This is a genomic window from Pseudarthrobacter sp. H2 (assembly GCF_050157045.1).
In the GTDB taxonomy this organism is placed as follows: domain Bacteria; phylum Actinomycetota; class Actinomycetes; order Actinomycetales; family Micrococcaceae; genus Arthrobacter.
On the sequence record NZ_CP189594.1, the window covers coordinates 1227049 to 1241218 of the forward strand.

A 14170-nucleotide genomic window follows, 5' to 3' on the forward strand; every position below is an offset into this window, starting at 1 on the left:
GACGGAGAGCGGCGGCGCATGAAATATCCGGACGAGATCGCGCAAGTCTCTGCCGTTCAACTGGCCAAACGCAGGCGGTACGCGGGGGACCTCGATTCCCTCGTCACGGACTACGAGCGTCTGCTGCGCAGCGAGAGGTCGGCGACGCGCAAGGCTGCCGATTTGGAGCAGCGTCTTGGGGCAATGAGGCGCGCGCGGGATGATTTCAAGACCAAACACGCCGCCCTCAGCCGTGAAAACCATGCGCTCAAGGCCACACTGAGTGCACTTCGGCGCTCGAAGAGTCTGCGATTGGGACGGATGATCACCGAGCCTGCCAACGCTGCGCTCAGCCTCCCCGCACGGCTGGCTAAATCGATGATGCCCTCCCGAGGCGCCAGGATCGATGACTCTGGTGTGACGCCAGACATGGGAACCAGGCTTCCTGCCGGGCCGCTTGCGGATCAGCCGGCGTCCACGACTGATCCGCAAACGGCGTACGCCGACGAATATGCTCAGCTCGTGAGCGACTTTGCCGGATCCCCCTCCAAGGGGGCACTCATGAAGCTGGTCCGTCACGAATACTTTGTACGCGGCGCCATTTCCGTCCCGGCGGGCCGCATCGGGGCCAACCGCGAATTGCTGGCGGAAGTCTCCGAGACCGATGGTCAGCTCATCGAAAATATACTCGGCCAGGATAGGCTGCTGAACTCGCCACCCTTCCTGTCGCCACGGCAACCCAATCCCGGCTATCTCGTCGAACGAGGGCGGGTCATGTACTGCGCCCACAGTACGGGCAAGTACAACAGCAATGGGTATGCAACCCGTACCGCAGGCCTCGTAGCTGGTATGCGTGGCAGCCATGAGGACATATTCATTGTGGCGCGCCCCGGCTATCCGTGGGACGCCAACACCGACGTAGCAGCCCCGGAACGGCGTCGATTCAGCGCCGAAATCTCCGGGGTTCCGCACGTTTTCAACCCCGGACCGAGCTGGACTACGGACAGGTTGGACCACTACCTGACCGATGCCGTGGACATCTTTGTTCGTGAGGCCCAACGCAGCCGGGCTGCAGTCATCCACGCCGCGTCAAACTACGTCACCGCGCTGCCTGCACTGACGGCCGCGCGCCGGCTGGGGCTGCCGTTCGTCTACGAGGTACGCGGTCTCTGGGAAATTACAGAACTGTCTGACAAACCGGGGTGGGCTGACACTGACCGGTACCGTCTTGCCATACAGCTGGAAACAATGGTGGCGCGGGAAGCAGATGAAGTCCTGGCCATCACCGCCCAGGTGAAGGATGAACTCGTGCGCCGCGGCGTCGAGCCCACAAGAATCACCCTCCTGCCGAATTCTGTAGACACGGACAAATTTAAGCCAATGCCTCCGGAGCGGTCGCTCCGCGACAAGCTCGGATTGCCCGATGGTTCAATCGTCATCGGCTATACCGGAAGCCTGGTTGCGTATGAGGGAATCGCCGATCTGCTCGCCGCTACGAGACTCGTAGTCGACCAAGGACTTGATGCACGCCTTGTCGTGGTGGGAGATGGCAAGCAGCTCCGCGAACTCAAAAATACGGCAGCTGAGTTAGGGATCCGGGACCGCGTGGTCTTCACCGGGCGGGTGCCGGCTAAATCTGTGCCGGACTACGTCAGCCTTTTCGACATCATGCCTTGCCCGCGACGTCGCCTGCCTGTGACTGAAATGGTTTCGCCCCTCAAACCGCTGGAAGCGATGGCCAGCGGAAAGGCCTTGATCCTCAGCGATTTGGCGCCGTCCCGGGATCTCGCAGGTCCACAACAAGAGCGTGCCTTGCTATGCGAACCGGGGAATCCGGAATCCTTGGCAAATGCACTGATGATACTGGGCAAAGACCCTGAACTGCGGATGTCGTTGGGGCGCCGCTCGCGCCTCTGGACAGTCGAGAAGCGAACCTGGGCCCGCACAGGCCAGGTTGCCGCGGCTGCCTATCGCCGGGTCCAAGCACCGAAGAAGCCCGTGACTGGTGCCGGCCTCAAGGACTTGAGGATCGGCATCATCGCGGACCAATTCACGTTGGAAAGCCTGACGCCGGAGGCCGAATTCGTGGTCCTGCGTCCAGATACTTGGACAAACCAGCTGCACGAACGTCCCCTCGATGTGTTGTTCGTTGAGTCAGCGTGGGAGGGCATAGAGGGATTGTGGCACCGGAAAGTCGGCTTCTACGGGGACGACGAGTTCGAAACCCTGAAGTCCCTTCTTGCCCACTGCAATGCAAATGGTGTTCCCACGATCTTCTGGAACAAGGAAGATCCGGTGCACTTCAACCGCTTCCGGATCACCGCCAAGTACTTCGATCACGTGTTCACCACGGATGCCGACTGCATCCGCAAGTATCAGGTCAACGCGGGGGCACGGCTCAAGACCGTCGCGTCGATGCCGTTCTATGCACAGCCGCTGCTTCATAACATTCTGCCGCCGCAACGGCCGTACGTACATTCGGTCACCTACGCCGGCTCCTACTACGGAGACAAATACCCCAAGCGCTCCGCTGAGCTGGCCCAACTGCTGAACGCGGCAAAAGGCTTCGGACTCTCGATCTATGACCGGCAGCATCTAAATCCGGAAAGCCCGTACCGCTTTCCGGCCGGACTGGACCGGTTCGTTCGCGGAGGACTCACGTACCCTGAAATGGTCGACGCCTATAAGGCGCATCCGGTCCACATTAACGTGAACTCCGTCGATGCATCGCCGACCATGTTCTCCCGCCGCGTCATGGAAATTGCAGCGTCGGGAGGGGCGGTCGTCAGCGGCACCGGCCAGGGGGTTGACGAGGTATTCAACGGCCTCGTTCCTGTTGTGAAGGGCCAAGACGAAGCCCGGCTGCTCATGGGTGAATGGATGAACCACGAAGACGTCAGGTTCCGTGATGTTTGGCTTGCGTACAGGCTCATTCATCGTGGACATACGGCCGCCCACCGGCTGGCCTACGCACTCCGCACGGCGGGTCTGACAGTCCGGGCGCCGGAGACGCCGTCGTATGCGATATTCCTCGAGGATACGGAACCGGATGTTCTGGCCTCGATCAATCTTCAGACCGTACAGCCGCGGCTTATCTTTTCTGCCGAGCGGACGGCCGCGGGACAGAACGGGGTCCTCGAAGCAAGGGATCTCGCCGACGCGCAGCAACAGGCAGCGGCAGCAGGGATGGACTTCATCGGCACGCTGCCCCAGGGCCTTGCCGATCGCACCGTCTTTGAGGACCTTTTGACGGCCACGGCCTTCGGTTCCTGGAGCAGCGTCGGCTTTTCCGAGGACGATCTGACTGTCAGCGGTCTGGGTCTGGCACAGCTGGGGCGCCCGGCCTCGGGATCGCCCCGGATCGACGCTGTCCGACCTCCATCGGTGCCGCACGAGCTCACGCTTCGCCGGCCACTGCTTCGGGTCCCGGAGCCGAAAAACGGGGAGGACAAGTCCGTGGGGACGAAGACCGTCCTTGTGGCCGGACATGACCTCAAGTTTGCCGCAGGGCTGGTCGAGGAACTCCGACGCGACGGGCACAAAGTGATCGTCGACCAGTGGCTCGACCACAATAAGCACGACGAGGACGTGAGCTTGCGGTTGCTCGCCGACGCCGACGTCGTATTCTGCGAGTGGGCTTTGGGCAATGCTGTCTGGTATTCCCGGAACAAACTGCCTCATCAGAGAATGGTGACGCGGGTGCATTCGCAAGAGATATTCCGGCCCTACCTGAAGGATATCGAATTCTCGAACGTCGATGAGGCCATCTTCGTCGGCCAACATATTGTTGATATCGCAGTCCGTGATCACCGCGTCCCCGCAAGTAAATGCGTCGTGGTGCCGAACGCCGTCGACGTTCACGGCCTATCCCGGCCGAAAACCGGGTACAGCAGGTTCAATCTGGGCATTGTCGGCATAGTGCCCGCCCAAAAGCACCTGGATAAGGCGTTGGACGTCCTGAAACAACTCCGGGCGGTAGATGCAAGGTACAAGCTCTTCATTAAGGGAAAACGTCCGGAAGAATTCCCCTGGATGGCAGCCCGGCCCTCAGAGATGCAGTACTACGAAGGGCAGTACCTGAGAATCGCCTCGGATCCGGACCTTACTGATGCCGTGGTCTTCGATCCGCACGGCGACGACATGGCGGACTGGTACGAAAAGATCGGAATTGTGCTCTCCGTGAGCGACTTTGAGTCGTTCCACCTGACACTTGCCGATGGTGCAGCGGCGGGCGCCGTGCCTGTCAGCCTTGCTTGGCCGGGAGCGGACCAGATATACCCCACCTCATGGTTGGTGGCCAGCGTCCCGGACATGGTTCAGAAGATAAATGCAGCCAATGACTCCACCGAGAGTTGGAGTGCGGCTGCCGCGCTGGCAAAAGCGTTTGTTGAAGAGCGATTCAACAAACGCGATGTACTCGCCGTTCTCTGCGAAGAGATCTTGGGTGCAGCGGCCGGAACGGACCGTGGACGCTAGATTGGCCGTGAAATACACAGATGCCCAGCACGTCCTGGCTCGATCGTTTAGAACGGCCGTAGAAGAAGAACTGGGGCCAGTAGTCAGCCAAGGACCGACGGGCGGGCAAACAGTTGACGACGGTGACGCCCTTTCTGTGGATTGCCAAGTGGCGGCAGAACGTGTCTGGGGGCTGAGGATCGCCTTACCCGCAGGAGTCCGGATCGTCGCTCATGGTCACAGTGCTGCGTTCTGGCTTGAAGATGTGCAAATTGCGGAATTACACGTCGAATCGACATCGGCTGCTGCTATCTCTGTTTCCGAGCTTTCACGGCCGGTTCAGCGAGTAGAACTCGGGGGACAAGGTGGCGATCTCAGGATTGGCCTGAGGTTTTCCGGGTTCCTGCTGAAGGATCGTGGAGTGGGCAGGGCTGGTCTGGGCTGGCGCCGGCATGACTCTGGACGATCTCTGAACTACATTTTGGACAGTCCTGTTTCCGAGCGCTTGCCCAAGAAGCTCCTCGTTGTCTTTTCGGCTATCGGACCTGAATATGATTTCACCTTCAACTACCGGGCTACGGTCGAAGGCAACAACTTGTCCAAAGCGTTCGTCTTGGATGACTTTGGGCGCCAGGGATCGTACTACTGGTTGGATCACGGGGATGACTCGATATTCCGTGAGACGCAACGATTGTTGGCCAAGTTGGTGGATGAACAGGGTGTCGATTTGAGTGACGTCATGTTTGCAGGTTCGTCGAAAGGCGGAACGGCGGCCCTTTTGCATGGAGTCACGCTGGGGGTAGGGCGAGTACTGCTGGGGGCTCCCCAATATCGTGTGGGTGATTATCTGTTCAATGCGGCCCCCCAGATCCTGAACTTCATGGCGGGGGGAGTTTCTGAAGAATCGAGGCAGTCCCTGAACAGCCGGGCCAAGGACATTCTGTTCCGCGGACAACGACGGACAGCCATTCGAGTGGCGGTTGGCTCAGGCGATCATCATCTGGCATCCCATGTGGGTCCGCTCATGAGCGAAGCCCGAACGGCAGGATACAAGGTTTCTAGCCTTATCCTTCCCGGTGTACCCCACAGCAAAATCGGGTGGGTCTTCAAGCACTTGTTGGCCGCGGAGGCGATGGATCTTGAACTCGGTGCCTGGCAGGAGCCATTGCCCTATTCACTTACCCGTAGCCGGGAGACGGTGACTCTTCGTTGTTGGCCCGCGCAGGGTGAGAAACTAGCCGTTCATCTTGCCGGAAAGCAGTCAGTCCTTGAGCGACGTCCGTACTCTGGGGATGTTGAATTTTCGTTTTTGGCGTCCCCAAACCAAGGCCATGTGAGGGCTCGGGTCTTTCGGCGCAAGGACTCGGACTCCTCAATCGAAGCTTTCACTACGCATTGGGTCTGAAAATCCGTTCCTAATCCTGAGCTGAAACTACGTTTCTGTCACCGAGTTGTGGCTTCGTATTGGAGCCACAGCGACTAGGCTCAAAAGCGAACCTTAACGGATAGAGGTTCCCGCGGCAGGACCGACAGGTGCATAGTCAGACCGGAGCGGTTGAACTGTACTTACCCTGGCGCTTGCTGCAGGAACGGGAGCCGCTCTCGGCCGCCCGGCCATCACTGCGGGTGCCACGGTCGGATTGCAATCCCTCGACACGGCGCTGGGGCCCGTCATTTCGCTGACCACAATCGGCGCAGAAGCTTCCGTCGTCCTTAGACGCTACCGTAAGGTACTCTCGAGCATTCCGGACCCGACGGCTACCTTCTTCCGCGCCGGTGGAGGAGTGCTCAAGATCGCCGGGGATGCACGGGACTGGCTGATCAGCCTCAAATTCTGGATGCGGCCACGGGCGCCCGGGAGAAATCGCTCGTTCCTTTCCCCGGCAAAGGAGACGGCGTCGGGAATGCAGCGCTCGAAGGAGCCACCGGTGCCTTGTTGGCTTTCGGAGCGGACAGCACGGTAAAGCGGGTGGACAATCGTGGCAGAGAAGTACACGCACGTCATCGGGGTGGATACCCACTCAAGGACCCACACCTACGCTGTGTTGGCATCGGCGACCGGTCAGGTCATCGGCACCTCGACCTTCCCGGCCAGCCAGGCAGGCATTTCCCGTGCCGTCAGCTGGATGCAGCGACGGACAACCGGGGAAGTCCTGGTTTCGGTCGAAGGCGCGGGCTCCTATGGGGCAGGCCTGACCCGGGCCCTCCACGCCGCCGGCCTTCGCGTATGTGAGGCCAGACCGCCGAAGCGGCAAAACCGGGGCGCCATCGGCAAATCCGATGAGATCGACGCCCACGCCGCTGCCCGGGCCGTGCTCGGCACCGACACCGCAGCCCTGATCCAGCCGCGGGCCGAAGGGGCACGGGACGCCCTGCGTGTCCTGTTGGCCGCCCGTCGATCCATGGACGGTCAACGCACCGCCGACCGACATGCCCTGACCGCGCTGGCCCGCACCACGGACCTTGGCATCGACGCACGCAAGGCCATCACGGACCAACAGCTCCGCACGATCGCGGCCTGGCGTGAGCGCCCAACAGACGGCATCAGCACAAAAGTTGCCCGATCCGAGGCCAGACGTGTGGCCACCGCGGTGCTCCAGCACACCAGCGCACTGGACACCAACCGAGCCGATTTGGCACAACTCGTGGATCAGATGGCCCCCGGCCTCCGGGATCTCCGGGGCCTTGGACCGGTCACCGGCGCCATCATCCTGACCGCCTACTCCCACCGCGGCCGCATCCATTCCGAAGCCGGCTTCGCCGCCCTCGCCGACGTGAACCCGATCCCGGCATCCTCCGGCAACACCACCCGACACCGCCTCAACCGGCACGGCGACAGGCAGCTGAACCAGGCCCTGGACATCATCGCCCGCACCCCGCATGGCCTCCGATGCGGATACCCGCGCCTATTGTGACCGCCGCACACAGGAAGGCAAAACACGCCGGGAAATCCGCCGCTGCCTCAAGAGGATCATCGCCCGACAGATCTACCGCCAACTCACCACACTCATGGCTTGACACCACCCATAGAAGGGTCAGATGTGCAGGGCCAGGTCGCTCGGCTGGACCTCGCCGAATTCAGGAAGGCGGCCGCCCAGGCCGAGCATATGCGCCACTGCGGCGACCGTTCGTTCGGATGCCTTGCCATCGCCATAGGGATTGACGGCGTTGGCCATGGAGTCGAAGTGATCCTGATCGTGGAGGAGGCGGTCGATTTCCTTGACGATCCGTTCTTCGTCGGTACCGATCAGGGTCACGGTTCCGGCGTCGACTGCCTCAGGCCGTTCGGTGTTGTCCCGCATAACGAGCACCGGCTTGCCGAGGCTTGGCGCCTCTTCCTGCACTCCACCCGAATCCGTGAGGACGATGTGCGCGAGCGAGAGCATGCGCGTGAATTCACCGTAGGCCAGCGGCTCGGTGACAATAACGTTGGGCTTGCCGTCGATGGCCGGCAGCACTGCTTCGCGCACCACCGGGTTCTTGTGGGCGGGCAGTACGATCACCAGGTCGGGTTCGGCATCCGCGATCCGGGCCAAAGCACGGCCCACTCCGCGCATGGCGTCGCCCTGGTTCTCACGCCGGTGGGTGGTCACCAGGAGGATCTTCCGGCCGCTGGAGGCGAGTTCTTCCAGCTGGGGGTCGGTGAAGGGGATCTGCTTGCCGACGGTCGTCAGCAGGGCATCGATGACCGAGTTGCCGGTGACCACAATGTCGCTGGGATTGATGCCTTCGGCGATCAGGTTGGCCTTGCTGACACTGGTGGGCGCAAGGTGGAGGCTGGCGATCTGACTCGTCATTTTGCGGTTGGCTTCCTCCGGGAACGGAGAGAACAGGTCTCCGCTGCGAAGCCCGGCTTCTACATGGACCACGGGGATCCCATGATAGAAAGCCGCGATGGCGCCGGCGGTGGACGTCGTCGTATCGCCTTGGACGATGACGGCGTCGGGCTTGTTGTCAGTAAAGAGTTTGTCGAGACCGTCGATGGTCCGGGTCATGATCGCTGACAAAGACTGGCGCTGCTGCAGGATATTGAGGTCGTGATCCGGCACGATTCCAAAAAGCTCATTGACCTGGTCCAGCATCTCCCGGTGCTGACCCGTAACCGTGACGATGCAGTCAAAATGGTCCGACTGCTGAAGGGCGGCAACGATAGGGGCCATCTTGATGGCCTCGGGCCGGGTGCCGAAAATTGGCATGATGCTGGGCATGGTTGTTCCCCCGAGAGATTGTGGACGGCGTCGGCATCGATGCTACGGGAATGGGCGGTGAATCTCTGAATCGGGATCTGCCGCACGCCTCGGGATGCCCGCTGTAGACGCCGTGCGAGGCGAATAAAGGTGCTCAGCCGGCGAGAATCAGTGCAATCAAGAGTGCCGGGATGACCAAAGAGACAATTATCACGCCCAGGAGTGCGACGCGCCGCTTGCGCTGGACGGCAGTACCTCGAGGGTTCGCCGTCGCTGCCTGTCGCTTGGCAGTACCTGTCCCGTCTGGTCCGATGGCGAATGGCGGAACGCCGGGTACAAGGAGCAGATCGGGGATCTCTTCGTGAAACACCCGCCTGCGCAGGTGCCGGGGTGCCGCGACGAGCGGGGGAGTCTCGTCGGCTGTGTCGTCCACTGTGTACTCCTCCTCTTCTGCTCGGGCAGACCGTTTGTAACGACTGCCAGGGTTAAGCATCAATTCTGGCATCAATGACCGTCGGCGGCGCATTCGGGCCGCAGGGACACATCGAGCAGGCCGCCGGTCTCGACGACGAACCGCCGGAGCCACTGCCACAGATTAAGGTCAGGGTGCGACGCCACCATCTGTACCTCCGCCGTCGTGCACTGCCCGATCAACCGTGCGGCCCTGGTGACGTGATAGCTGGAGGTCACCACTGTGACCGATGTCCACTTATTGGCCTCGATCAGCCGCGAGATGGTCCGCGCCTCGCCCCGGGTGTCCAGGCCCTCGGGGCGGAAACAGACAAGCGACGCGTTGGGAAACAGCGCTGCGCTGCAGGCATCGTCCGCAGCCCTGTTGCCGAACGTGTCCGTGTGGGACAGGACCAGGACCGGGATGTTCAATTCGCTCTGGATGCGCCGTGCCGCGGGAAGCCGTTCGGAACTGGCGCCCCCGAGCATGATGACGGCGTCCGTGCGGTGCACGCTGGGCGGATCAACGTTGACAAAGAGCTGAAAACACAGCATGAGCCACAAGACCACGGCCCCGGAGGCCAACGCGAGCACCTGTCGGGCTGCGGTTTTCAACTGGGGGGCGGAATGGGGCACGAGTACGAGTCTGACACGGGCCTTCCGTGCGGAGAAAAGCGTGGCTCCGCGCCTGCGGGCACTCGCCCGCCACCAGCGCCTACAGCAGGCTGAGCAGGTAGGTTCCGTAGCCGCTCTTGACCAGGCCTTCAGCGCGCACGCGCAGTTCGTCATCGCTCAGGTACCCCAGGCGCCACGCAATTTCCTCGGGGGCGCCGATCTTGAGCCCCTGACGGTTCTCGGTGGTGCGGACAAAGTTGGACGCATCGTTCAGGTCACTGAACGTACCGGTGTCCAGCCATGCGGTCCCGCGGGGCAGTATTTCGACATGGAGCTTGCCGCGTTCCAGGTAGGTGCGGTTGACGTCGGTGATTTCAAGCTCACCCCGGGGTGAGGGGCTCAGGTTCTTCGCAATGTCAACGACCTCGTTGTCGTAAAAGTACAGCCCCGGTACCGCGTAATGGCTCTTTGGATTCTCCGGCTTCTCTTCCAGGGAAATAGCCTTTCCGGAGCCGTCGAATTCGACCACCCCGTACGCCGTCGGATCCGAAACCCAGTACCCGAAGACAGCGCCGCCGTCGATGTCCTCGAAACGTCGCAGCTGCGCACCCATGCCGGGGCCATAGAAGATGTTGTCGCCCAGCACCAGGGCAACAGGTTCGTTGCCGATGTGCTCGGCGCCCAGGATGAAGGCCTGCGCCAGCCCGTCGGGCGAAGGCTGCTGGACATAGCTGAGGTTGACGCCGAACCGGGAGCCGTCGCCCAGCAGCCGCTGGAACTGCTCGGCGTCCTGCGGGGTGGTGATGATCAGGATGTCCCGGATGCCGGCGAGGATAAGGGTGGACAGCGGATAGTAGATCATCGGCTTGTCGTAAACGGGGACCAGCTGCTTGCTCACTCCCATGGTGATGGGATGGAGTCGGGAGCCGGTACCGCCGGCAAGTATTATTCCGCGCATGCCCCAATCATTGCGGTCGCTAACTGCCGCAGCAAATCGGGTACCGTAAGGAATTATGCAGCGACTTCTCGTCACCGGCGGCGCCGGCTTCATCGGTTCCAACTTCGTGCACTATGTCATCGAAAACACGGGCCACAGCGTGACCGTTGTGGACAAGCTCACCTATGCGGGGAATCTGGAGTCGTTACAGGGCCTTCCGGCGGAGCGTTTCCGTTTCGTGCAGGGCGACATCACCGACGCGGAACTCGTCGACGGGCTGGTGGCGGACACCGACGTCGTGGTCCATTACGCGGCCGAGTCACACAACGACAACTCCCTGCACGATCCGCGCCCGTTCCTGGACACGAACATCATCGGCACGTACACGCTGATCGAGGCCGCCCGGAAACACTCCAAGCGCTTCCACCACATCTCCACCGACGAGGTGTACGGCGACCTGGAACTGGATGACCCGGAGCGGTTCACCGAGAGCACCCCGTACAACCCCTCCAGCCCGTACTCGTCGACGAAGGCCGGTTCGGACCTGCTGGTCCGGGCCTGGGTGCGGTCCTTCGGCCTGCAGGCCACGATCAGCAACTGCTCCAACAACTACGGCCCGTACCAGCACGTGGAAAAGTTCATTCCGCGCCAGATCACCAACGTCATCGACGGGATCCGCCCCAAGCTGTACGGCAAGGGCGAGAACGTGCGGGACTGGATCCATGCCAACGACCACTCGTCCGCTGTCCTGGCCATCATCGCCAAGGGCCGGATCGGCGAGACGTACCTGATCGGCGCGGACGGCGAGAAGAACAACAAGGACGTCGTGGAGCTGATCCTCAAGCACATGGGCCAGGCCCCGGACGCCTATGACCACGTGGTGGACCGCCCGGGCCATGACCTGCGCTACGCCATCGATTCCGCCACGCTGCGCACCGAGCTGGGCTGGGCGCCGCGGTTCTCCAACTTCGACGCCGGCATCGAGGACACCATCGCCTGGTACCGGGACCACCAGGACTGGTGGCGTCCGCAGAAGGCGGCAACCGAAGCCAAATACACGGAACAGGGCCAGTAGAGCATGCCGATCGAGTTCTCCAAACAGTTCACCGCGCACGAAACGTCCATTCCCGGCGTCGTCCTCTACGACCTTCCGGTCCACGGCGACAACCGCGGCTGGTTCAAGGAAAACTGGCAGCGGGAAAAAATGGTGGCCCTCGGCCTGCCGGACTTCCGCCCGGTGCAGAACAACATCTCCTTCAACGAAAAGGCCGGGACCACCCGCGGGATCCACGCCGAACCGTGGGACAAGTTCATTTCCGTGGCCACCGGCCGGATCTTCGGCGCCTGGGTGGACCTGCGCGAGGGCCCGTCCTTCGGCGCCGTCTTCACCGCGGAGCTGGACCCCAGCCAGGCCATCTTCATCCCCCGGGGTGTGGGCAACGGGTTCCAGACCCTGGCGGACAACACCGCCTATACCTATCTGGTCAACGACCACTGGTCCGCGGACGCGCAGGGCCAGTACACCTTCCTGAACCTCGCGGACGAGACCGCGGACATCCCCTGGCCCGTGCCGCTGGAGCGGGCCGAGCTCTCGGACAAGGACAAGGCCCACCCCCGCCTCGCGGAGGTGGCCCCGATGCCGGCGAAGAAGATCCTCGTGCTCGGCGCCGACGGCCAGCTCGGCAAGGCGCTCCGGGACCTGTACGACGGCGACGCGTCCGTCGAGTTCGCCGGCCGCGGTGAGTTCGACCTCGGGGCCGAGGCGTCGTTCACCGTGCGGAACTGGAAGAACTACTCCACGATCATCAACGCGGCCGCCTACACCGCCGTCGACGCCGCCGAATCGCCGGAGGGGAGAACGGCCGCGTGGGCCATCAACGTCACCGCCGTGGCCCGGCTGGCGAGGACCGCCGTCGAACATGACCTGACCCTGGTCCATGTCTCCTCCGACTATGTGTTCGACGGTGCCGCCGGGAGCCACGCGGAAGACGAGGCGCTCTCGCCGCTGGGCGTATACGGCCAGACCAAGGCCGCGGGCGACGCCGTCGTCAGCGTCGTGCCCCGGCACTACATCGTGCGCACGAGCTGGGTCATCGGCGAGGGCAACAACTTCGTCCGCACCATGGCGTCCCTCGCGGAGCGCGGCGTCAAGCCGTCCGTCGTCGACGACCAGATCGGGCGGCTGACGTTCACCCAGGACATTGCCGCCGGGATCCGGCACCTGCTCGACACGGGCGCCGGATACGGCGTCTACAACCTCTCCAACGAGGGCGAGCCCCAGTCCTGGGCCGACATCGCCGCCGACGTCTACGAGATCACGGGCGGCTCCGGCGCAGCCGTTGTCCGCGTCAGCACGGAGGAATTCTTCCGGGGCAAGAGCGCCGCGCCGAGGCCGGTGAACAGCCTCCTGAGCCTGGGAAAGCTTGCGGCCCAGGGTTTCCGCCCCGCCGGCGCCGCGGCCCGGCTGCGGGATTACCTTGACAAGTAGCGACCCGCGCTGGCAGCCCGAAAAACCCCTGACCGTCGCCGGACTCTCGGAGTCCGAGCTCCTGGAACGGATCTTCCCCCGACTCAACCGCGGTACTGCCGGGGGCACCGCCGTGCTGCTGGGTCCCGGCGACGACGCCGCCATCGTGGGCGCCCCGGATGGCCGGACGGTGCTCAGCATCGACACCCTGGTGGCGGACCAGGACTTCCGGCTCCGGTGGAACAACGGCTACCGGACGTCCGGCTACGACGTCGGCTGGAAGGCCGCCGCGCAGAACCTCAGCGACATCAACGCCATGGGCGCCCGCCCCACCTCCCTGGTGGTGAGCCTGACGATGCCGCCGGAGACCCTCGTCTCCTGGGTGGAGGACTTCGCCGACGGCCTCACCGCCGGCCTCCGGGGACTCGGCGCCCCGGACTGCGCGGTGGCCGGCGGGGACCTGGGCCGCGGACGCGAACTGGCCGTCAGCGTGGCCATCCTGGGAACCCTGGACGGCAAGGAGCCCGTGCTGCGGTCCGGGGCGCGCCCGGGGGACACCCTGGCCCTGGCAGGCACCGTCGGACGCGCCGCCGCCGGGCTCGCCCTGCTCGAATCGGCCACGGATTTCCGCGCCCTGGGCAGCGGAGCGCGCGCGCTGATGGACACCCAGTGCAGGCCGGCGCCCCCGCTCGCGGCCGGCCCGCTGGCCCGGGAGGCAGGCGCCACCGCCATGATGGACATCTCCGACGGCCTCGTCCGGGACGGCAACCGGCTCGCCGCGGCCAGCCGCGCCGTGCTCAACCTGGACACCGCCGCCCTGAAGGAACTCTGTGTCCCGCTGCTGCCGGCGTCGGACCTGCTGGGAACCGACCCGATGGCCTGGGTCCTCGGCGGCGGGGAGGACCACGGGCTGCTCGCCACATTCCCCGCAGGACTTCAGCTGCCTCCCGGCTTCACTGCGATAGGCTCGGTAACAGCCTCTGCGGCAACAGGCAGCACGGGCGTCACCATAGCGGGCAGGCCCGCTGACACTGTGGGATGGGATCACTTTGCAGACTAAAATTGCCGCCAACGCGCAAG

The 14170-nt window shown here is 63.3% G+C and carries 9 protein-coding genes and 1 pseudogene; 6 read left to right on the forward strand and 4 right to left on the reverse strand.

Annotated elements, in window-relative coordinates:
- Positions 1-18 precede the first annotated feature (18 nt).
- From ACQCSZ_RS05730 to ACQCSZ_RS05740, 3 genes and pseudogenes are all read left to right on the forward strand, one after another.
- The gene (locus ACQCSZ_RS05730) at positions 19-4455 is read left to right on the forward strand and encodes a glycosyltransferase (RefSeq protein ID WP_427007101.1); all 4437 of its coding nucleotides are present in this window, start codon (positions 19-21) and stop codon (positions 4453-4455) included.
- Positions 4456-4462: 7 nt separating this feature from the next.
- Positions 4463-5839 carry a hypothetical protein gene (locus tag ACQCSZ_RS05735; protein ID WP_427007102.1) on the forward strand — a complete coding sequence of 459 codons (1377 nt, stop codon included), beginning with the start codon at positions 4463-4465 and terminating at the stop codon, positions 5837-5839.
- Between the two features lie 571 nt (positions 5840-6410).
- Positions 6411-7452, forward strand: a pseudogene (locus tag ACQCSZ_RS05740) (IS110 family transposase).
- 17 nt (positions 7453-7469) lie between these two features.
- On the opposite strand, the gene wecB reads toward ACQCSZ_RS05740, so the two are convergent.
- From wecB to rfbA, 4 genes are all read right to left on the reverse strand, one after another.
- Complete coding sequence (wecB, locus tag ACQCSZ_RS05745) at positions 7470-8642, reverse strand: non-hydrolyzing UDP-N-acetylglucosamine 2-epimerase (protein WP_427007103.1); 1173 nt, start codon at positions 8640-8642, stop codon at positions 7470-7472.
- Positions 8643-8775: 133 nt separating this feature from the next.
- Positions 8776-9054, reverse strand: a complete 279-nt coding sequence (locus ACQCSZ_RS05750) for a hypothetical protein (RefSeq protein WP_427007104.1) — start codon at positions 9052-9054, stop codon at positions 8776-8778.
- 71 nt (positions 9055-9125) lie between these two features.
- Positions 9126-9707, reverse strand: coding sequence for a YdcF family protein (locus tag ACQCSZ_RS05755; protein WP_427007105.1), 582 nt, complete (start codon positions 9705-9707; stop codon positions 9126-9128).
- A gap of 79 nt (positions 9708-9786) precedes the next feature.
- A complete protein-coding gene (rfbA, locus tag ACQCSZ_RS05760; protein WP_427007106.1) occupies positions 9787-10644 on the reverse strand; it encodes a glucose-1-phosphate thymidylyltransferase RfbA in 858 nt (285 codons plus the stop codon).
- Positions 10645-10699: 55 nt separating this feature from the next.
- Between rfbA and rfbB the strand changes: the two genes are divergently transcribed.
- Genes rfbB through ACQCSZ_RS05775 form a run of 3 tightly spaced genes read left to right on the forward strand, consistent with a single transcriptional unit; the run spans position 10700 to position 14150 of the window.
- Positions 10700-11698, forward strand: coding sequence for a dTDP-glucose 4,6-dehydratase (gene rfbB, locus ACQCSZ_RS05765; RefSeq protein WP_427007107.1), 999 nt, complete (start codon positions 10700-10702; stop codon positions 11696-11698).
- 3 nt (positions 11699-11701) lie between these two features.
- Positions 11702-13111: a sugar nucleotide-binding protein gene (locus ACQCSZ_RS05770; RefSeq protein ID WP_427007108.1), complete on the forward strand. Its 1410-nt coding sequence runs from the start codon at positions 11702-11704 to the stop codon at positions 13109-13111.
- Positions 13101-14150 carry a thiamine-phosphate kinase gene (locus ACQCSZ_RS05775; protein WP_427007109.1) on the forward strand — a complete coding sequence of 350 codons (1050 nt, stop codon included), beginning with the start codon at positions 13101-13103 and terminating at the stop codon, positions 14148-14150. Before ACQCSZ_RS05770 ends, ACQCSZ_RS05775 begins: the two co-directional genes overlap by 11 nt.
- Positions 14151-14170 lie beyond the last annotated feature (20 nt).